Origin of the sequence: Streptomyces sp. BR1 (assembly GCF_052373795.1) — a bacterium.
Classification (GTDB): Bacteria; Actinomycetota; Actinomycetes; order Streptomycetales; family Streptomycetaceae; genus Streptomyces.
In genome coordinates this window covers 2072978-2092582 of the sequence record NZ_CM126252.1, presented here as the reverse complement: position 1 = coordinate 2092582, position 19605 = coordinate 2072978, and the positions used below count along the sequence as shown (strand labels likewise).

Annotated in this window: 20 protein-coding genes; 10 read left to right on the top strand and 10 right to left on the bottom strand. The window is 70.3% G+C overall.

Going from position 1 to position 19605, the window contains the following annotated elements:
- Positions 1 to 41: 41 nt before the first annotated feature.
- Positions 42 to 1268: an acetate kinase gene (locus tag ACT1U9_RS08675; protein ID WP_444537775.1), complete on the bottom strand. Its 1227-nt coding sequence runs from the start codon at positions 1266 to 1268 to the stop codon at positions 42 to 44.
- Complete coding sequence (gene pta, locus ACT1U9_RS08670) at positions 1265 to 3352, bottom strand: phosphate acetyltransferase (RefSeq protein ID WP_444537774.1); 2088 nt, start codon at positions 3350 to 3352, stop codon at positions 1265 to 1267. The genes ACT1U9_RS08675 and pta overlap by 4 nt, the downstream gene beginning before the upstream one ends.
- A gap of 362 nt (positions 3353 to 3714) precedes the next feature.
- On the opposite strand from pta, the gene ACT1U9_RS08665 reads away from it, so the two are divergent.
- Positions 3715 to 4740: an ATP-dependent 6-phosphofructokinase gene (locus ACT1U9_RS08665; RefSeq protein ID WP_188275689.1), complete on the top strand. Its 1026-nt coding sequence runs from the start codon at positions 3715 to 3717 to the stop codon at positions 4738 to 4740.
- Between the two features lie 165 nt (positions 4741 to 4905).
- Here ACT1U9_RS08665 and ACT1U9_RS08660 read toward each other — a convergent pair whose 3' ends face one another.
- From ACT1U9_RS08660 to ACT1U9_RS08635, 6 genes are all read right to left on the bottom strand, one after another.
- Positions 4906 to 5556, bottom strand: a complete 651-nt coding sequence (locus tag ACT1U9_RS08660; protein WP_444539045.1) for a helix-turn-helix domain-containing protein — start codon at positions 5554 to 5556, stop codon at positions 4906 to 4908.
- 142 nt (positions 5557 to 5698) lie between these two features.
- Complete coding sequence (locus tag ACT1U9_RS08655) at positions 5699 to 6523, bottom strand: carbohydrate ABC transporter permease (RefSeq protein WP_444537773.1); 825 nt, start codon at positions 6521 to 6523, stop codon at positions 5699 to 5701.
- On the bottom strand, positions 6523 to 7380 hold the full coding sequence (locus ACT1U9_RS08650) for a carbohydrate ABC transporter permease (RefSeq protein ID WP_188275686.1): 858 nt from the start codon (positions 7378 to 7380) through the stop codon (positions 6523 to 6525). Before ACT1U9_RS08650 ends, ACT1U9_RS08655 begins: the two co-directional genes overlap by 1 nt.
- On the bottom strand, positions 7377 to 8732 hold the full coding sequence (locus ACT1U9_RS08645) for an extracellular solute-binding protein (RefSeq protein ID WP_444537772.1): 1356 nt from the start codon (positions 8730 to 8732) through the stop codon (positions 7377 to 7379). Before ACT1U9_RS08645 ends, ACT1U9_RS08650 begins: the two co-directional genes overlap by 4 nt.
- Positions 8733 to 8836: 104 nt before the next feature.
- Complete coding sequence (locus tag ACT1U9_RS08640; RefSeq protein ID WP_444537771.1) at positions 8837 to 9526, bottom strand: response regulator; 690 nt, start codon at positions 9524 to 9526, stop codon at positions 8837 to 8839.
- Positions 9523 to 11118, bottom strand: coding sequence for a sensor histidine kinase (locus ACT1U9_RS08635; protein WP_444537770.1), 1596 nt, complete (start codon positions 11116 to 11118; stop codon positions 9523 to 9525). Before ACT1U9_RS08635 ends, ACT1U9_RS08640 begins: the two co-directional genes overlap by 4 nt.
- Before the next feature lie 194 nt (positions 11119 to 11312).
- Between ACT1U9_RS08635 and ACT1U9_RS08630 the strand changes: the two genes are divergently transcribed.
- From ACT1U9_RS08630 to ACT1U9_RS08620, 3 genes are all read left to right on the top strand, one after another.
- Positions 11313 to 12713: a cation:dicarboxylate symporter family transporter gene (locus ACT1U9_RS08630; RefSeq protein ID WP_444537769.1), complete on the top strand. Its 1401-nt coding sequence runs from the start codon at positions 11313 to 11315 to the stop codon at positions 12711 to 12713.
- 74 nt (positions 12714 to 12787) lie between these two features.
- Positions 12788 to 13561: a DUF2127 domain-containing protein gene (locus tag ACT1U9_RS08625; RefSeq protein ID WP_444537768.1), complete on the top strand. Its 774-nt coding sequence runs from the start codon at positions 12788 to 12790 to the stop codon at positions 13559 to 13561.
- Between the two features lie 58 nt (positions 13562 to 13619).
- Positions 13620 to 13976 (top strand): hypothetical protein, encoded by a 357-nt coding sequence (locus ACT1U9_RS08620; protein WP_444537767.1) that lies wholly within the window; start codon positions 13620 to 13622, stop codon positions 13974 to 13976.
- A 16-nt stretch (positions 13977 to 13992) separates the two neighbouring features.
- On the opposite strand, the gene ACT1U9_RS08615 is transcribed toward ACT1U9_RS08620, so the two are convergent.
- On the bottom strand, positions 13993 to 14868 hold the full coding sequence (locus ACT1U9_RS08615; RefSeq protein WP_444537766.1) for an aldo/keto reductase: 876 nt from the start codon (positions 14866 to 14868) through the stop codon (positions 13993 to 13995).
- 1 nt (position 14869) lies between these two features.
- On the bottom strand, positions 14870 to 15793 hold the full coding sequence (locus ACT1U9_RS08610) for an NAD-dependent epimerase/dehydratase family protein (protein ID WP_444537765.1): 924 nt from the start codon (positions 15791 to 15793) through the stop codon (positions 14870 to 14872).
- A 45-nt stretch (positions 15794 to 15838) separates the two neighbouring features.
- Here ACT1U9_RS08610 and ACT1U9_RS08605 point away from each other — a divergent pair, with 45 nt between their 5' ends.
- The 6 genes from ACT1U9_RS08605 to trxA all read left to right on the top strand — a co-directional run bounded on the left by ACT1U9_RS08605 (position 15839) and on the right by trxA (position 19455).
- The gene (locus ACT1U9_RS08605) at positions 15839 to 16354 is read left to right on the top strand and encodes an Lrp/AsnC family transcriptional regulator (protein WP_444537764.1); all 516 of its coding nucleotides are present in this window, start codon (positions 15839 to 15841) and stop codon (positions 16352 to 16354) included.
- A 25-nt stretch (positions 16355 to 16379) separates the two neighbouring features.
- Positions 16380 to 16850 (top strand): NUDIX domain-containing protein, encoded by a 471-nt coding sequence (locus tag ACT1U9_RS08600; RefSeq protein ID WP_444537763.1) that lies wholly within the window; start codon positions 16380 to 16382, stop codon positions 16848 to 16850.
- Positions 16851 to 17219: 369 nt separating this feature from the next.
- Positions 17220 to 17363, top strand: coding sequence for a hypothetical protein (locus ACT1U9_RS08595; protein ID WP_444537762.1), 144 nt, complete (start codon positions 17220 to 17222; stop codon positions 17361 to 17363).
- Between the two features lie 69 nt (positions 17364 to 17432).
- Positions 17433 to 18647: a helix-turn-helix domain-containing protein gene (locus ACT1U9_RS08590; protein ID WP_444537761.1), complete on the top strand. Its 1215-nt coding sequence runs from the start codon at positions 17433 to 17435 to the stop codon at positions 18645 to 18647.
- A gap of 74 nt (positions 18648 to 18721) precedes the next feature.
- The gene (locus ACT1U9_RS08585; RefSeq protein ID WP_444537760.1) at positions 18722 to 19114 is read left to right on the top strand and encodes a MerR family transcriptional regulator; all 393 of its coding nucleotides are present in this window, start codon (positions 18722 to 18724) and stop codon (positions 19112 to 19114) included.
- Between the two features lie 5 nt (positions 19115 to 19119).
- The gene (gene trxA, locus ACT1U9_RS08580; protein ID WP_444537759.1) at positions 19120 to 19455 is read left to right on the top strand and encodes a thioredoxin; all 336 of its coding nucleotides are present in this window, start codon (positions 19120 to 19122) and stop codon (positions 19453 to 19455) included.
- Positions 19456 to 19605 lie beyond the last annotated feature (150 nt).

Genomic DNA, 19605 nt, shown 5'->3' with positions numbered 1-19605 from the left:
GGATGACGCTCAGGTGTCATCCGGGCCAACCGGAATTCCGGTCAGGAATTCACCAGGGCATACGTCTGCCGCGCGATCTCCAGCTCCTCGTCCGTCGGTACCACCGCGACGGCCACCCGCGCGTACTCCGGCGAGATAAGCCGCGGCGTGTCGGACCGTACGGCGTTGAGCTCGCCGTCGACCGCCAGGCCCAGCTCCTCCAGGCCCGCCACGGCCGCCTCGCGCACCGGCGCCGCGTTCTCGCCCACACCGGCGGTGAAGACGACCGCGTCCACCTTGCCCAGAACCGCGTAATACGCGCCGATGTACTTCTTCAGCCGGTGGATGTAGATGTCGAAGGCGAGCGCGGCCCGCTCGTCGCCCTCGTCGATACGGCGCCGGATCTCCCGCATGTCGTTGTCGCCGCAGAGCCCGACCAGGCCGCTCTTCTTGTTGAGCAGGGTGTCGATCTCGTCCACCGACATCCCGGCCACGCGCTTGAGGTGGAAGGTCACCGCCGGGTCGATGTCGCCGGAACGGGTGCCCATGACCAGGCCTTCGAGCGGCGTCAGGCCCATCGAGGTGTCCACGCAGCGGCCGCCCCGGACCGCCGACGCCGAGGCGCCGTTGCCCAGGTGCAGCACGATCACGTTGACCTCGGAGGGGTCCTTGCCGAGCAGCTTGGCGGTCTCGCGCGAGACGTACGCGTGCGAGGTGCCGTGGAAGCCGTAGCGGCGGATGCGGTGGGCGTCCGCGGTCTCCACGTCGATCGCGTAGCGCGCGGCGCTCTCCGGCATCGTCGTGTGGAACGCGGTGTCGAAGACCGCGACCTGCGGCAGGTCCGGGCGCAGGGCCTGGGCGGTGCGGATGCCGGTGATGTTCGCCGGGTTGTGCAGCGGGGCGACCGGGACGAGCCGCTCGATCTCCGCCACGACCTCGTCGGTGATCACGGTCGGCGCGCTGAACTTCAGCCCGCCGTGCACCACGCGGTGGCCGATGGCCGCGAGCTCCGGGGAGTCCAGGCCGAGCCCGTCGGCGGCCAGCTCCTCGGCGACCGCCTTCAGGGCGGCCGCGTGGTCCGCGATCGGGCCGGTCACCTCGCGCTTGTCGCCGCCGGCCGCCAGCGGGCTGTGCACCAGACGCGAGGTGGCCTCGCCGATCCGCTCGACCAGACCGGCGGCCAGCCGCGCGGAACTGTTCATGTCGAGCAGCTGGTACTTCACCGACGACGAGCCCGAGTTGAGCACGAGGACGCGCGACGGCGTCGGGGTCGGGTGGGCGGTGGTCATGCGGAGGTCTCCTGCCCCTGTGCCTGGGCCTGGATGGCCGTGATGGCGACGGTGTTGACGATGTCCTGGACGAGGGCGCCGCGCGAGAGGTCGTTGACCGGCTTGCGCAGACCCTGGAGCACCGGGCCCACGGCCACGGCGCCGGCCGAGCGCTGCACGGCCTTGTAGGTGTTGTTGCCGGTGTTGAGGTCCGGGAAGATCAGTACGGTCGCCTGCCCGGCCACCTCCGAACCCGGCAGCTTGGTCGCCGCCACGGACGGCTCGACGGCCGCGTCGTACTGGATCGGGCCCTCGATCCGCAGGTCCGGGCGCGCCTCGCGGACCAGCTTGGTGGCCTCGCGCACCTTGTCGACGTCGGCGCCCGAGCCGGAGGTGCCCGTGGAGTACGAGAGCATCGCGATCCTCGGGTCCACGCCGAAGCGGGCCGCGGTGGCGGCCGCCTGGACCGCGATGTCGGCCAGCTGCTCGGCGTTCGGGTCCGGGTTGACCGCGCAGTCGCCGTACACGAGGACCTTGTCGGCGAGGCACATGAAGAAGACGGACGAGACGATCGAGGCGTCCGGCTTCGTCTTGATGATCTCGAAGGCGGGGCGGATGGTGGCGGCGGTGGAGTGCACCGAGCCGGAGACCATGCCGTCGGCCAGGCCCTCCTGGACCATCAGCGTGCCGAAGTAGTTCACGTCCGCGACCACGTCGTACGCGAGCTCCACCGTCACGCCCTTGTGCGCGCGCAGCTGGGCGTACCGCTCGGCGAAGCGCTGGCGCAGCTCGGAGGTCTGCGGGTCGATGAGCTCGCACCTGGTGACGTCGATGCCGAGGTCGGCGGCCTTCTTGCGGATGACCTCGACGTCGCCGAGCAGGGTGAGGTCGCAGACGTTGCGGCGCAGCAGGACGTCGGCGGCGCGCAGCACGCGCTCCTCGGCGCCCTCGGGCAGCACGACCCGGCGGCGGTCGGCGCGGGCCGTCTCCAGGAGCTCGTGCTCGAACATCATCGGGGTGACGCGGCCGCTGCGGGCCACCGACATCCGGGCCAGCAGGTCGGCGGTGTCGGTGTGGCGCTCGAAGAGGCCGAGCGCGGTCTCCGCCTTGCGCGGGGTCGCTGCGTTCAACTTGCCTTCGAGCGCGAAGAGTTCCTGCGCGGTGGGGAAGGAGCCGCCGGTCACCGCGACCACCGGGGTGCCGGGCGCGAGCTTGTCGGCGAGCGTGAGGATGGCCTCGCCGGGCCGCTCGTCCAGGGTGAGCACGACGCCCGCTATCGGGGGAGTGCCGGCGCTGTGCGCGGCCAGCGAGCCGACGACCAGGTCGGCGCGGTCGCCCGGGGTCACCACCAGGCAGCCCGGGGTCAGGGCGTTCAGGAAGTTCGGCAGCATCGCGCCGCCGAAGACGAAGTCGAGCGCGTCACGGGCGAGCCCGGAGTCATCGCCGAGCAGAACCGTTCCGCCGAGTGCCGAGGTGACCTGGGCGACGGTCGGCGCGGCCAGCGCGGCCTCGTCGGGCAGCACATAGCAGGGCACCGGGAAGCGGGCCGAGAGCCGCTCGGCGATCTCGTCGCGGTCCTGCGGATTCACCCGGTTGACCACCATCGCCAGCACATCGCAGCCAAGGACCTCGTAGGCGCGGTGGGCGTTGCGCGCCTCCGCCCGCACCGACTCGGCCGTCTGGCCCTTGCCGCCGACCACCGGGATCACGGACGCGCCGAACTCGTTGGCGAGCCGGGCGTTGAGCGCCAGCTCGTCCGGGAGCTGGGTGTCCGCGAAGTCGGTGCCGAGGACGAGGACGACCTCGTAGTCGCGGGCGACCTTGTGGAAGCGGTCGACGAGCTCGGAGACCAGCTCGTCGGTGCCGCGCTCGGCCTGGAGCGCGGACGCCTCGTGGTAGTCCATCCCGTACACGGTCGACGCGTCCTGCGACAGCCGGTAGCGGGCGCGGAGCAGATCGAACAGCCGGTCGGGGCCGTCGTGCACCAGCGGACGGAACACGCCCACCCGGTCCACCTGGCGGGTCAGGAGCTCCATGACTCCCAGCTCGATGACCTGGCGGCCGTCTCCCCGGTCGATCCCGGTCACGTACACGCTGCGCGTCACGCGTGCTCTCCCGTTCTTCTCTTCGTCGCCTGGCCTCATGGATGGAACCGGCTTCATCGGCAGAAAAAGTGCAGATGAGGCACGGTTTCCCTCTTGACAATACCTCTGCGGGTGGTTAAAGCGCCCGCCGGGCCGGGGGTCGGTGCGGAGGCCGGGGCGAAGGTCCCGGACCGGTGGGACCAACGGCCCGGGGGCCGGTCGGCCGGGAGGCGGTGGGCGGGCGGGGGCCGTGCTGTGCGTGTGACAATCGGGGCGTCGGCGCGGTTGTGGGACGTCTTTTCGGATGTCCCGGGTACGTCTTCTCGTACGTCCATGGCCCGCGCCGCCGAGCACGGCACCGAACGAGCAGGAGACTGAGCACGATGCGTATCGGAGTTCTCACCGCAGGCGGCGACTGCCCCGGCCTGAACGCAGTGATCCGGTCGGTCGTGCACCGGGCCATGACCGGCCACGGCGACGAGGTCATCGGCTTCGAGGACGGCTTCAAGGGCCTGCTCGACGGGCACTTCCGCCCGCTCGACCTGAACGCGGTGAGCGGCATCCTCGCGCGCGGCGGCACCATCCTTGGCTCGGCCCGTCTGGAGCGCGCCCGGCTGCGCGAGGCCGCCGAGAACTGCGCGGAGCTCGCCCGCCGCTACGGCATCGACGCGCTGATCCCGATCGGCGGCGAGGGCACGCTGACGGCGGCCCGGATGCTGTCGGACGCCGGGATGCCGGTGGTCGGCGTGCCCAAGACCATCGACAACGACATCTCCTCCACCGACCGCACCTTCGGCTTCGACACCGCGGTCATGGTCGCCACCGAGGCCATCGACCGGCTGAAGACGACCGCCGAGTCGCATCAGCGGGTGATGGTCGTCGAGGTCATGGGGCGCCACGCGGGGTGGATCGCGCTGGAGTCCGGGATGGCGGGCGGCGCGCACGGCATCTGTCTGCCGGAGCGGCAGTTCGAGGTCGACGACCTGGTGAAGATGGTCGAGGAGCGGTTCGCGCGCGGCAAGAAGTTCGCGGTCATCTGCGTCGCCGAGGGCGCGCATCCGGCCGAGGGGTCCATGCCGTACGAGAAGGGCGCGATCGACCAGTACGGGCATGAGCGGTTCGCGGGCATCGGCAACCGGCTCGCCGTGGAGCTGGAGCGGCGCCTGGGAAAGGAGGCCCGGCCGGTCATCCTGGGCCATGTGCAGCGCGGTGGTGTGCCGACGGCGTACGACCGTGTCCTGGCCACGCGGTTCGGGTGGCACGCGGTGGAGGCGGTGCACCGGGGCGACTTCGGCAACATGACCGCGCTGCGGGGCACGGACATCGTGATGGCGCCGCTCGCATCGGCGGTCACGGAACTGAAGACGGTCCCGACGGACCGGATGTTCGAGGCGGAGTCGGTGTTCTGAGTTATCCCCACCCCGCCCCTTCCCGAAAGCCCTGGGCGGGCGGCCGGGGGGTGGGTTGAGGTTCACCGGGGCTGCGCCCCGGACCCCGGGCGGGGCCTGCGGCCCCTGCACCCCGCTTTGGGGCTGCGCCCCTGGACCCCCTTCACCCCGGCCCCGCCGGGCTCGTCACACCTGCGCCAGCGCCCAGAAGTGGTCCACTATGCGGTCCAGGAAATCCCGGCCCGCATCCCCCGCCGTCTGGTCCGCCGCCGCGCCGCTCGTTCCCCAGCTCATGGTCGACACCATTCGGCCCTGGTAGTCCGTGTGGAGTTGTTCCAGGACGTTCTGGAGGTGGTGGCGGGGGAGGGGGAGGAGTTTGGCGGCGGGGCGGACGTAGGCCTGCCAGCGGGTCGTTACCGCGCTGCGGAGCAGTTCCGCCAGGTCCGCCTCCTGGCCCGTTGCCGTGACGTACTCGCGGAGCGACAAACCGAGTGCTTCGGACAGGGCCTCCGACTGGCGTTCGTTGCCGCGCCAGCGGCCCGACTCCTCCATCTTCAGATACGCCCCGGCCTCCACCCCGACCCGGCGCGCCAGGTCCTCGGGGCTGAGCCCGCGCGCCATCCGGTGCTCGCGCAGCGTCGCGGCTGCGGCCATCAGGTCGCCCGGCGAGCACCACAGCACCCCCGCGAGCGCGGTGAGCTCACGGGAGTCGGGCGTGGCCAGGCCCCGTTCCCACAGGGCGACGGTCTCGGGGGAGACCCGCAGCCCGTACTGGGCGTACAGGCCGTAGGCGACATGGCCGGGCGCCATGCCCAGCGCCTCGCGCAGACGGCGCATGGCGGGGGCGTTGAAGGGCGGGGTGGGGTGCACGGGCACACCGTAGGTGCACAGGGTGACGGGTGACCACGGTGTGTTCGCCCAAATCTGGCAGTCCGTAGGAACGTACGTCTCCATTTATCGGATACGTCACGACGTCCGCTCAGCCCTTGACCGCTCCTCCCAGCGCGAATCCCCCGCCCAGACGCTGCGCGATCGCCACGTAAAGGAGGAGCACCGGTGTCGAGTAGAGGATGGAGAAGGCGGCGAGTTCGCCGTAGACCACCGAACCGTAGTTGCCGAAGAAAGTGAAGATCGAGACCGAGGCGGGCAGCCGGTCGGGGGAGAGCAGGAGCATGAAGGGGACGAAGAAGTTCCCCCACAGCATGATGAAGGTGTAGATCGTCACCACCATCACGCCCGGCCCCATCAGCGGCAGGATCACCCGCCACAGCGTCTGCGGCATCGACGCCCCGTCCGTCCACGCCGCCTCCTCCAGGACGCGCGGCACGCCGTCCATGAAGTTCTTCATCAGCCAGATGGCGAACGGGAGTTGGGAGGCGGCGAGGAAGAGCGCCGTGCCGTACATCGTGTCGATCAGGTCGACCTGCACGAAAAGGCCGTACACCGGCACCATCACCGCCGTGATCGGCAGGCACGTGGTGAACAGGATCGTCAGGAGGTACGGGCGGGTCAGGCGCGAGCGGTAGCGCGAGAGCGGATACGCGGCGAGCACCGCGCACGCCACCGTCAGCGCGGTCGCCCCGCCGCACAGGACCAGGCTGTTGAGCATCGGGGTGAATGTGATGTCGTCGGTCCACACCGCCGAGAAGTTGTCCAGGGTCGGCGAGCCGGGCACCCGTACGCGCAGATCCGCGTCGGCGTTCAGCGAGGACAGCACCACCCACAGCAGCGGGAGCGCGAAGGCCGCCGCGACGCCGAGCAGCGCGGTGTCGGCCGCGAGGCGCTGCCTGGTGCGGCGCCGCATCACACCTCCACTCGCATCAGCCGCAGATACACCACGGAGAACAACGCTCCCACCACAAGGAGCAGCAGGGCAACGGCTGTTCCGTAGCCGATCAGGCTCTTCAGGAACGCCTGGTCGTACATGAACACCGGGAGCGTCTGGCTGCGCCGGCCCGGGCCGCCCCGGGTCATCGCCCAGATCAGCCCGAATACGGAGAGCGTCTGGAGGGTGTTGAGCATCAGATTGGTGCCGATGGAGCGGCGGATCATCGGCAGCGTGATGTGCCAGAGCCGTCGGATCCCGCTGGCCCCGTCGACCTCCGCCGCCTCGGTGATCTCCTGTGGGATCTCGGCGAGCGCGGCCGAGTAGATCAGCATCGAGAACGCGGTCCCGCGCCAGACGTTGGCGAACGACACCGCGAGGATCGGCAGCCCGAAGAGCCAGTTCTGGGTGGGCAGATGGAGCCAGTCGAGGATCGCGTTGAGCGTGCCCTCGCGGCGGAAGAACGCGTACAGCAGGAACGCCGCCACGATCTCCGGCAGCACCCAGGCCGCGATCACCAGCGCCCCGGTGAGCGTGCGCACCGGCTTCGAGGCGCGCCGCATCAGCGCGGCAAGAGCCAGACCCAGCGTGTTCTGCCCGACGATCGAGGAGAGCACGGTGAACACCAGGGTCAGCCAGACGGCGTTGCGGAACCCGGGGTCGGCGAACGCCCGCCGGAAGTTGGCGAACCCGACGAAGCTGGTTCCGGAGGAGCCGGTCAACTGCATGTCCGTGAACGCGATGTAGACGCAGTAGCCGATGGGGCCGGCCAGGAAGAGCAGCAGGAGCAGGGTGGCGGGGGCGAGCGGGAGCCAGCGCAGCGGCCGCGCCGTCACCGGGCCGTCACCGCGCCCTGCGTGATCGTCTTCAGCTGGGAGTCGTACGACTTGGCCGCGTCCGCCGCCGAGGAGTCACCCGTGGTCACCGCCTCCATCGCCTCGCCGATCGCGGTCGACACCTGCGGATAGACGGGAAGCGCGGGGCGGTAGCGGGTGTACTTCACCAGGCCCGTGAAGAAGTCGATCCCCGGCATCGACTTCAGATACGCGGGGTCCGCCGCCACGTCGTCGCGCACCGCGATCTGCGCGTCCACCACGTCCCACTTCACCGCGTTGACGGGCGTCTGCATCAGCTTGATGAACTCCCAGGCCAGGTCCGGGTTCTTGGCCTTCTGCGGGATCGCCCAGGTGAAGCCGCCGGACATGGAGATCCGGCCGGGCGCCTGCCCGTCCTTGGTCGGCATCGCGGCCCGCCCGAGCGCGGTCGGCCAGTTCGGCCACGGTTTGGCGCCCTTGGCGGTCCAGAACTGGCCCAGCCACGACCCGTCGAGCGCGATCGCCAGCTTCCCCTCGGGCAGCCACTCGGTGGCGACCCGGGTGTTCACATTGGCGTCGAGCGCGTCGGAGACATCGGGGCCGAGCCTCTCCCCGTACACCGTCCGTACGAAGGAGAGCGCGTCCCGGAAGCCCTGCGAGCCGGTGATCCACTTGCGCTCGGTGGGGTCGTACAGCGGGTTCTCGCCCGTGCCGTAGAGCAGCATCTCGAAGCCCTGCATCACCGCCGCCTCGCCGACCGCCTTGCCGGTCAGGACGTTGAGCGGGATGACGCCGGGGACCTTCTGCTTGATCGTGCGGGCGGCCGCCAGGATGTCCGCCCAGTTCCTCGGCTGCCAGTCGGTGGGCAGTCCGGCCTTCGCGAAGATCTGCTTGTTGAACCACAGGCCCCGGGTGTCCGTGCCGTCCGGCACTCCGTACGTCTTGCCGTCCTCGGCCTTGGCGGCCGCCTTCGCCGTGGGGACGAAGCGGCTCCAGGAGACCCAGGCGTCCAGCTTGTCGTCCAGCGGTCTCAAGTACCCGGCTTTGATGTCGGAGTTGATACGGAAGGTGTCCTCGTAGACGAGGTCCGGCGCGGTCTTGGACGAGCGCATCATCTGCTGCGCCTTGGTGGCGTAGTCGTTGTCCGGGGCCTGGATCGGGACGAGCTTGACCTTCTTGCCGGGGTTGTCCTTCTCGAACTGCTCCTTCACCGACTGCAGGAAGTCGTCCTTGAAGCGGACCTTGTTGTCGGTCGAGCGGTTGTAGGCGACCTTGACGGTGCCCGAGTCACCGCCGGAGCCGCCGCAGGCGGCGAGCGAACCGGCGGCGAGCGCGGTGGCGAGGACGAACGGGGCAAGGGCGGTGGGGCGCACGGCACGACCTCCTCTGGCCACGAATGGCTGCCCGGTGAACGTAAAGCCGCCGGTGGGCACGGTCAATGGGGCCCGGCCGGTGTGACCGGTCGTCAACTGCCTTGTCAGCGGCGGGAGTCGACCCAGCGGTACTGGAGCTCCGGGCGCCCGATCTGGCCGTACTGCGGGGTGCGCTCGGCGCGGCCCGTGTCGACCAGGTGCTCCAGATAGCGGCGGGCGGTGATCCGCGAGATGCCGACCGCCTCACCCGCCGCCGTCGCGGTGACGCCCGCCGCCGAGGCGCGCAGGGTGCGGGTGACGGCCTGGAGCGTGGGGGCGCTGAGCCCCTTGGGCAGGGCGGTGGGCTGGGGCGCGCGCAGCGTGGAAAGCGCCCGGTCCACCTCCTCCTGCCCGCTGGCCTCCCCGGCCGTCGCGCGGAACTCCGCGTACCGGACGAGCCGGTCGCGCAGGGTGGCGAAGGTGAAGGGCTTCAGTACGTACTGGACGACGCCGAGCGAGACGCCCTCGCGGACCATCGTCAGATCGCGCGCCGAGGTCACCGCGATGACATCGGCGCTGTGCCCGGCCGCCCGCAGCGAGCGCACCAGCTGGAGGCCGTGCCCGTCGGGGAGGTAGAGGTCGAGGAGGAGCAGGTCGACCTCGACGCGGTCGAGCGTGCGCAGCGCCTCGGCGCGCGAGTGGGCGACCCCGGCGACCGTGAAGCCCGGCACCCGCCCGACGTACAGCCGATGCGCGTCGGCGGCGACCGGGTCGTCCTCGACGACCAGCACTCTGATGGGGCCGTCGGCGCTCATACCGGCACGGCCTCACTGCGCAGCAGCGGCAGCCGTACGGTGAACTCGGCGCCCCCGTAAGGACCTTGGGACAGCTCCACGCTGCCGCCGTGCCGTGCCACGGTCAGCCGGACCAGTGCGAGTCCGATCCCGCGCCCGGGGCTCTTGGTGGACCAGCCGCGCTCGAAGACCGCGTCGGCGGCCGCCGGGTCGACGCCCGTGCCGCTGTCCGCGACCCGTACGAGAAGTTGCTCGCCCTCGGTGGCGAGCGTGACCGCCACCCGGGCGCCCGCGCTGCCCTGGGCCGCGTCGACCGCGTTGTCCACCAGGTTGCCGAGGACGGTGACGAGGTCGCGCGAGGGCAGTGTGGGCGGCAGCAGCCCGTCCTCGATGGCGCTGCCCTCGGTCAGGCTCAGCTCGACGCCGTGCTCGTTGGCCTGCGCGGCCTTGCCGAGCAGCAGCGCGGCGAGCACCGGCTCGCCGACGGCCGTGACGACCTGGTCGGTGAGCGCCTGGGCGAGCTCCAGCTCGGCGGTGGCGAACTCCACGGCCTCCTCGGCCCGGCCCAGCTCGATCAGCGAGACCACCGCGTGCAGCCGGTTGGCGGCCTCGTGCGCCTGCGCCCGCAGCGCCTGGGTGAACCCGCGCTCGGAGTCCAACTCCCCAGAAAGGGCCTGGAGTTCGGTGTGGTCGCGCAGGGTCACGACGGTGCCCCGGCGGCCGCCGCTGGTGACCGGCCGGGTGTTCACCACCACGATCCGGTCGGCCGTCATATGGACCTCGTCCGCCCTCGGCTCGCTCGCGAGCAGCGCCCCGACGAGGGACGCGGGCAGCCCGAGCTCTGCGACGGACCGCCCCACCGCGTCCTCGCCGAGCCCGAGGAGCTCGCGCCCGCCGTCGTTGATCAGCGCGATCCGGCGCTGCCCGTCCAGCATGAGCAGCCCCTCGCGCACGGCGTGCAGCGCGGCCTGGTGGTAGTCGTGCATCTGGCTGAGCTCGGCCGCGTTCATGCCATGGGTGTGCCGCCGCAGCCGCGCGTTGATCACATACGTGCCGAGCCCGCCGAACGCCAGCACCCCGGAGGCGACCGCGAGCAGCGCCGCGACCTGCTTGCGCACCTGCTCGCTGATCTTGTCGATGGTGATGCCCGCGCTGACCAGGGCCGTGATTCTGCCGTGGTCGAGCACGGGCGCCACGACCCTCACCGAGGGGCCGAGCACGCCCATGTGTGTCTCGCTGAACGTTTCGCCCCGCAGCGCCGGCCGGATGTCGCCGAGGTACTTGCGGCCGATCTCGCCGGGGACCGGATGCGTCCAGCGCGTCCCGTCCGGCGCGAGGACCACCACGAAGTCGACGCCCGAGGTGTGCCGCAGCGTCTCCGCGTACGGCTGGAGGACGGCCGTCGGGTCCTTGGAGCGGGCCGCCTCCACCACGGCGGGCGAGGTCGCGACGGCGGTCGCGATCGCGGTGGTCTGGCGCCGCGCGGTCTCCTCGGCCTGCGCCCGGTCCTGTACGTACGAATAGAGCGCGCAGCCCGCCACGATCGCCGCGACCAGCACCACCTGCATGGCGAAGAGCTGGCCCGCGAGGCTGCGGGGACGGGGAATGCGCATGCCGGACAGTGTGCACCGGCGCAGGTCGCGGTTGCACCATCTTCCCGGGGGCGACCCCCGGACCCCCGGAAGGTGCGTGAACGAAATGCACGCAACGGTGACCCGCGTCACAGCCTGGTGGATAGTCGCGGGGATCCACCGGGACGTGGACCGACGTACGCGGGACGCGTACGGGAAGCACGAGGAGGCACCCCGTGACCACAGCAGCCGCAAGGCGGGACCGACCCCAGGCCCCCGAGGGCCGGGGGGACCGCCGTACCCACTACCTCTACCTCGCCGTCGTCGGCGCGGTACTGATCGGCATCGCGGTGGGCTTCGCCGCCCCCGGCGTCGCCGTGGAGCTGAAGCCCATCGGCACCGGCTTCGTGAACCTGATCAAGATGCTGATCTCGCCGATCATCTTCTGCACGATCGTGCTCGGCATCGGCTCGGTCCGCAAAGCCGCCAAGGTCGGCGTGGTCGGCGGGCTCGCGCTCGGCTACTTCCTGGTGATGTCGACCGTGGCGCTCGCCATCGGCCTGATCGTGGGCAACATCCTGGAGCCGGGCTCCGGACTGCACCTGACCGAGGCGACCCGGCACGCGGGCGCCAAGCAGGCGGCGGGCGCCAGTGAGTCGACCGCCGACTTCCTGCTCGGGATCATCCCCAAGACGATGGTCTCGGCGTTCACCGAGGGCCAGGTCCTCCAGACGCTCCTGATCGCCCTGCTCGTCGGCTTCGCACTGCAGGCCATGGGCAAGGCGGGCGAGCCGGTGCTGCGCGGGATCGGCCACATCCAGAAGCTGGTCTTCCGGATCCTGTCGATGGTGATGTGGGCCGCTCCCGTGGGTGCGTTCGGCGCGATCGCGGCGGTGGTCGGCGAGACCGGCACGGACGCGCTGAAATCGCTGGCCGTCATCATGATCGGCTTCTACATCACCTGCGCGCTCTTCGTCTTCGTGGTCCTCGGCACCCTGCTCAGGCTCCTCGCCGGGGTGAACATCTTCCGGCTCCTGAAGTACCTGGGCCGAGAGTTCCTGCTGATCCTGTCCACCTCGTCCTCCGAGACCGCGCTGCCGCGCCTGATCGCCAAGATGGAGCACCTCGGGGTCAGCCGCGCGGTGGCCGGCATCACGGTCCCGACCGGCTACTCCTTCAACCTGGACGGCACCGCGATCTACCTCACGATGTCCTCGCTCTTCATCGCCAACGCGATGGGCGAGCCGCTGAGCGCGGGCCAGCAGATCTCGCTGCTCCTGTTCATGATCGTCGCCTCCAAGGGCGCGGCGGGCGTGACCGGCGCGGGCCTGGCCACCCTGGCCGGCGGCCTCCAGTCGCACCGCCCCGAACTGGTCGACGGCGTCGGCCTGATCGTCGGCATCGACCGCTTCATGAGCGAGGCGCGGGCGCTGACGAACTTCGCGGGCAACGCGGTGGCGACGGTTCTGGTGGGTACCTGGACCAAGGAGATCGACAAGGCGCGGGTGGAGGAGGTCCTGGCGGGCAGGGCGCCGTTCGACGACGTGCTGTTCGCGTCGGGAGACGAGCACGGGGCTGCGTCGGTCTCCGAAGTTCCGGCCGAAGTCCCTGATCAGCGGGAACCCGCCACCCCCTGAGCGCGTCTGGAGAGGCGTCCACTACGGTGCGGGGCGTCCGTCCGGAAGCGGGTGACGGGGAGATGAAGGCGAGCATGAAGATCGACTGGGACCGGCGTACGTGCGCACGGCGCGGCCATGTGACGTACGAGCCGCACGAGGCGGAGCTGAAGCACCGGCTGCACGCCCACACCGGGCTCGGCGAGGCCTGGCGCTGTCTGCGCTGCGGCGACTTCGCCCTCGGCGCCCCGCACGGCTCGGGACCGGCGGGCGACGCGCCGCTGGTGCCGCGCGGAAAGGTGCTTCGGGACCTGTTCATCCTGCGGTTCCTGGCCGTCGAGCGGCTGGTGCGCGGGGTGTTCATCGTCCTGGTGGCGCTCGCCATCTGGAAGTTCAGCAACAGCCAGGACTCGGTGCGCCAGCTCTTCGACGAGAACCTGGACGTCTTCCGCCCGGTCTTCCAGCACTTCCACTACGACCTGGACCACTCGCCGGTCGTCGACTCCATCCGCAAGTCGTTCGGCTACAAGCACTCCACGCTGATGGCCGTGGCGGGGGCGCTGCTCGCCTACGCGCTGATCGAGATCGTCGAGGCGTTCGGCCTGTGGCGGGGCGAGCGCTGGGCGGAGTACCTGACGGTCGTGGCGACGGCGGCGTTCCTTCCGCTGGAGATCTACGAACTCACCGAGAAGGTCAGCCCCTTCAAGATCGTCACGCTGGCGCTCAATGTGCTCGCCGTGCTCTGGATCCTGCTCTCCAAGCGCCTGTTCGGCCTGCGCGGCGGACGGGCAGCCTTTGAGGCGGAGCGGCACAGCGCGTCGCTGATGGAAGTCGAGGCGACGGCCGGTCTCGCGGTGGGGACGACGTGAAGGGACTCGGACGATGACAACAACGACAACAGCGACGAGGGCAATGAACATCCGGGGTATGCGTAAGGCGGCCGTGGTGCTGTCCCTGCTGCTGGGCGGGGCCCTGGTGGCTCCGGCGGCGGCCGAGGCGGCGCCGTCGAGCGCGGTGGTGCGTACCGTGTCGGCGGCGGCGTCCACGACGGCGTCCGAGGCGCGCACGACGGGCGCACAGGCGCCCGCGGCGGCTCGGGCGGCGACGCAGGTGACGTACGACAAGTCGGCGCACACCACCCTCGCCAAGCCGAAGAAGAAAAAGAAGAGCTTCCTCAAGAAGCTGGGCATCTTCCTGCTGGTGATCTTCCTGCTCTTCGTCGCGCTGGTGGTCCTGGTGATCTGGTGGATCGTGCGGAAGATCCGCAACCGCCGCCGCCACTGAGGATGGCGTACACAGGTCAGGGCAGCAGTGCCAGTTCCTCTTCACCGAGGACGAGGTCGGCGGCCGCGGCCGAGTCCCGTATGGACTCGGGGCGGCTGCCGCCCGGGATGGGCACGACGTTCGGCGAGCGGCCGAGCAGCCAGGCCAGCGCCACCTGTTGAGGGCTGACGCCGCGTTCGCGGGCCACGGTGTGGAATCCGGCGAACGCGGGGTCGGCCGCGACCGCCGACGCCCCGTCCAGCGAACTGCGCGAGATCCCGCCGAGCGGACTCCAGGGCAGGAAGGCAAGCCCCAGCTCGGCGGTGAGACGCAGCTCGGGCTCGTGGTCGCGTACGGCGGCGGAGTACCGGTTCTGTACGGAGACCAGCCGATCTCCGAGAATGGCCCGCGCCAGCCGGATCTGTTCCTCGTCCACGTTGGAGATCCCGGCGAGCCGGATGACGCCCTCGTCGAGGAGTTCGCGCAGCGCGCCGATCGATTCGGCGAACGGGACGGCGGGGTCGGGCTTGTGCAGCTGGTACAGCCCGATGGCGTGGGTACCGAGCCGCCCCAGTGACTCCTTCGCGGCCCGCTTCAGATGCTCCGGCCGCCCGTCGACACTCCAGTCCCCGTCGTCCGTACGTCCGCGTCCCCCTTTCGTCGCTATGAGTACGCCGTCGAGCGAGCCGCCGTACGAGCCGAGCGCGCGGGCGAGCAGCGATTCGTTGTGGCCGGGCTCTCCGCCGGGGGCGTAGTACGAGTCGGCGGTGTCGAGCAGGGTGACGCCCGCGTCGAGGGCGGCGTGGACGGTGGCGACGGCGCGGCGCTCGTCGGGCCGCCCTTCGATGGAGAGCGGCATGGCGCCGTAACCGATGGCGCTGACCTTCAGATCTCCAAGTGCGCGGTACTGCATGCTAGTTGGCCTCCTGAGCTTCGAGTGTTTCGGCCACGGCGTCCGTGAGCCAGTCCTTGGTGTGGGAGAAGGCGAAGCCGAGGCGTTCGGCGCGGGAGTTGTCCATGGCGTACGAGCGGCGGAAGGAGAAGGGGGAGACTTCGCCGACGTCGACGGTCTGGTAGGCGGCGGGTCGGCTTTCGGCTATGGCGTCGACGATGTCGTTCGTGGTGAGCGGCCCGTGGGAGGCGGCGTTGACGGGCCCGGTGAAGTCCTGTCCGCCGACCCAGAACAGGAAGTCGGCGATCTCGTCGACGTTGACGTAGGTGGCGGGCTGGTTGCGGACGGGTACGGCGATGGGTTCGCCGTTACGGATACGGTCCGCGTAGTGCGCGACGCGCCCGGTGAAGTCGTCGGCGCCGCCGAGGACGTGGGCGACGCGGACGGAGACGTACGGGAAATCGACCGGGCTCTGGGCGAGGACGGCTTCGGCCTGCCGCTTGCCTTCGCCGTAGTGGGCGCCGCGGAACTCGGGGTCGTGCCAGGGAAGTTCGAGGTCGATGTCGACGGTGGTGGGATCCAGGGCGGTTTCCGGCACGGGAAGGGGTGAGTCCTCGTACTCGTAAACCTCGACGGTGGAGGTGAGTACATACCGGCGGGTGCGGTGGGCGAAGACGCGGCGGGCGATGGCGGCCTGGCGCGGGGTGTAGCAGACCTGGTCGAAGACGACGTCGAAGGTGCGGTGCGCGAGGGCGGTTTCGAGGGCGGCCTCGTCGTCGCGGTCGGCGACGAGGTGTTCGGCGCCGGGCGGGGGTGGGGCGGATCCCCGGTTCAGTACGGTGACCCGGTCCCCGGCGGCGAGCAGCCGGGCGATGAGCCGCTTGCCGAAGTAGCGGTTACCGCCGATGACCAGCACGTTTCGTGTCTTTGCTGCCTCTTGTGTCATGTCCACAAGTGTTACGTTGACGGGGCGCGCACTGAAGGGGGAAACATGGGAGAACTGGCGTCTGTACCAAAGGAATCGCGGAGTTCAAGGGGTCCGGCCATCGATTCCTCACCGGCCTTCGATCAGGTGGACCGGCATCTGCTGGAAGTGGTCCAGGCGGAGGGCCGGATCAAGCTGAGCGAACTGGGCCGACGGGTCCGGCTGAGCCCGGCGGCGGTGACGGAACGACTGCGGCGGCTTGAGTCGAGCGGCGCGATCACGGGTTACGGGGCGCGCGTCGACCCGGCCCGCCTCGGCTACGGCATCCAGGCGTTCATCCGCGTCAACCCGCACGGCGGCTACACCCTGAAGCACCCCAGGACCCTGGAGCTGATGGCCCGCCAGGAAATCCGCGAGGTCCACCACGTGGTGGGCGAGGACTGCTGGATCATCAAGGTCGCGGTCGCGGACACGGGGCACCTGGAGGAGATCCTGTCGGAGGTGTCGGCGCTGGGCCGCACGACGACGTCGATCGTGCTGTCTTCTCCGGTGGAGGGGAGGGGGTTGGGACCGGTGGGGTGAGGTGGTCCCGTGGCAGGGTGAACTCATGGCGCGGACCGAGTTCTACGACGACCCCGACGCTCCCGAGCCCAACAGCCTGGTGGTGGCGGCCTCCGCCGTGGTCACGGACGGCGACGGCCGCATCCTGCTCCTGCGGCGCCGGGACAACGGCCTGTGGGCGCTGCCGGGCGGCGGCATGGAGCTGGCCGACTCGCTGCCGGGCACGGCGGTACGGGAGGTGAGGGAGGAGACGGGGCTGGACATCGAGATCACCGGGCTCGTCGGCACGTACACGGACCCGCGCCACGTGATCGCGTACAGCAACGGCGAGGTGCGCCGCCAGTTCAACATCTGCTTCACGGCCCGCGTCACCGGAGGCACGCTGGCCATCTCCGACGAGAGCACAGAACTCCGCTTCGTGTCCCGCGCCGAACTGGACGCTCTACCGATGCACCACACCCAACGGCTGCGGCTCGACCACTTCTTGGCGAGGCGGGATACGCCGTATTTGGGGTAGGCGGTGGGCCGTGGCGGTCACGATGCCCGCGGGCGGCCCGTCGGCGAAGCGGCGGGATCGGCTCCGGCTCGCAGCACTTCCGCGACCTTCGCCGCCAGCCCGGCAGGGATCGCCCCGACGTCGACCCATGGCGTACCGCGGCCGCTCACTACGGGCCGCAGTCGCGCCCTCGTGCTGTCCGGCGCCCCGATGGCCCCGAGTGCGTCCTTGAGCGCGTCGGTAGCCTCCGCGGCTCTGTCCCAGCCGCCCTTCCACTGCGACATCTCCATGCCGAATCACCCGTCTTGTGTGGCTGCTGATCGTGCTGCGATCTTCCCGTCGCGGGGTTGGCGGCCACAGGGACGTAACGGGCTACTTTGACGGGCTTGGTTGGCCTTGGTCGCCTACTGGCTTGCGCACGTCGCGCGCGACGCCGCCGTGCGGCTCGGGGAATGGCAGGCCGCGCGCGGCCGCGAGCAGATCGAAGACCTTCAGGTCCTCGCGCTCGACGCGTTCCCCGGCGATGAGAGGTGAGCGCGGCTCCGCCCGTACATCGGTGCATCCGTGCGCGGGACCGGCTGCCGTGGCGGTAGCGTCGGACGCATGGCCACTGAGCACTTGGGCGATCGTGTGGCGAGGTTGCGGCGTCTTGCGGATCTGACGCAGGAGGGGCTGGCCGAGCGGTCGGGTGTGTCTGTTGACGTGATTCGGAAGCTGGAGCAGCGGCGTAAGCACAGTGCGCGGCTTCCGACGCTGCACGCGCTGTCGAAGGGGCTCGGGGCCGAGCTGACCGCCCTCCTTGGCGATCCGCCCGGCGTCCCGTCCAACGGGGAGGCCGATCCGCCTCAACTCGTCGCCGTGCGCCGCGCGATCATGCCGCCGCTGTTCGCCCCGCCCCCGGAGCCGTCCAGCGCCGAGCAGCTTTCGTTGCCCCTGCTGCGGGCCGAGCTGTCGCAGGGCTGGACCCTCTACCACGACGCCGAGTTCGGCCGTCTCATGGATGTGCTGCCCGGCATCATCGCCGACGCGCGGCTCATGGCGGCCGTGGGCAGTGCCGATCAACGGGCGGACGGGCAGGCCGCGTTGGGCAAGGCCTTGCAACTCGGCGGCCACCTCGCGATCCGGCTCGGCAAGTCCGATCTGGCGCTGTCCGCGCTGGAACGCGCCATAGACGCCGCCGGGCAGTCGTCCGATCCGCTGCTTGCAGCGATGGTGTCCAACTCCGTCGCGTGGGCGTACCAGCGGCAGAACCGTCTCGACGACGCGACCCACCTGGCCGTTCATGCCGCCGACGGCGTCGAGCGGGACCACACGCACACCGCGGAGGGGCTCCGGGTCTGGGGCGGGCTGCTCATGTCGGCGGCGACCAGTTACGCCCGGCGTGACGACTACGCCACGGCCGACGAGATGATGCGGACCGCCGAACGGGCGGCCGGCCGTCTGGCGAAGCTTCCGCCCCCGGCCGACGGCAAGTTGGTGTCGGTGTTCTCTAAGTCGTCCGTACGTATTGAGCGGGTCCGCCTCGCCGTGCAGCACGCACGCCCTGAGGAAGCCCTGGCCCTGGCCAAGGGCATGCGCCTCAGCGCCGACACCCCACCGTCGTGGCGCACCTGGCGGCTGCTGGACGTGGCACGCGCGCACACCGACATCGGGGACGCCGCCGGTGCCGTACGGGCGCTGGAATCGCTGCGGAAGGTCGCACCCGGGTGGATGCGGCACCACACCCTCGCGGTGGCGATCGTGTCGGACCTCTGGGCCGGGCCCAACCGCCCTCCCGGCCTGCGGAAGCTCGCCGAGTTCTTAGGCGTCGCGCGCTGAGCAGCAGCCACGGCGCAGCCGTCCCCCACAAACCCCCTTGCCTTGACGTCCGCGTCAACGATTACCGTCGCAGCATGCGAATCGGCGAGCTGGCCGCGCGGGCCGGGACCACGACTCGGGCTCTGCGGTACTACGAGTCGCGTGGGCTGTTGACCGCGCGGCGTACGGAGAACGGCTATCGCGCGTACGACGAGGAGGACCTGCGGCTGCTTCAGCAGATCCGGACCCTTCAGGACTTCGGGTTCGAGCTGGAGGAGACGCGGCCCTTTGTGGAGTGTCTGCGGGCGGGGCATCCGGCGGGGGACACCTGTCCGGCTTCGCTCGCCGTCTATCGGCGCAAGCTCGCCGAGCTCGACGGGCTGATCGGGCAGCTCAGTGCCGTACGCGATCAGGTCGGTGCGCAATTGGCGCGGGCCGAGCTGGAGGCCGGTTCGCGGGAACCTCGATGTGAGATGACAGGGGAGTGAGTTCAATGGGGCAGGCAGTAGCAGGTGTGGATGTGGTTACCGATTCGACCTTTGCTCGGGAAGTTCTGGAGGCCGATCTTCCCGTTCTCGTGGAGTTCACCGCCGAATGGTGCGGGCCCTGCCGGCAGCTCGCGCCAGTGCTCCGTGACATCGCCTTCGAGGAGGGCGATCGGCTCAAGGTCGTCCAGCTGGACGTTGACAAAGATCCTGAGACGACCGTCAAGTACGGCGTGCTCTCCATGCCCACTCTCATGGTCTTCCGCGCCGGCGAGCCCGTGAAGTCCATGGTCGGCGCACGCCCCAAGCGCCGCCTGCTTCAGGAGCTCGAAGACGTGCTGTAGGGGCCAGCGGGAGAGACACCCCCTTATACGCAACAAACCCCGGTCCATATTGCGGCCGGGGTTTTTCTCTGCGTATAGTGGACTCTTCGTGTGTTTGTGTACTGGAAACACACGCAAAGCCCTTACGAAAAACACTGTATCGCGTCAGGA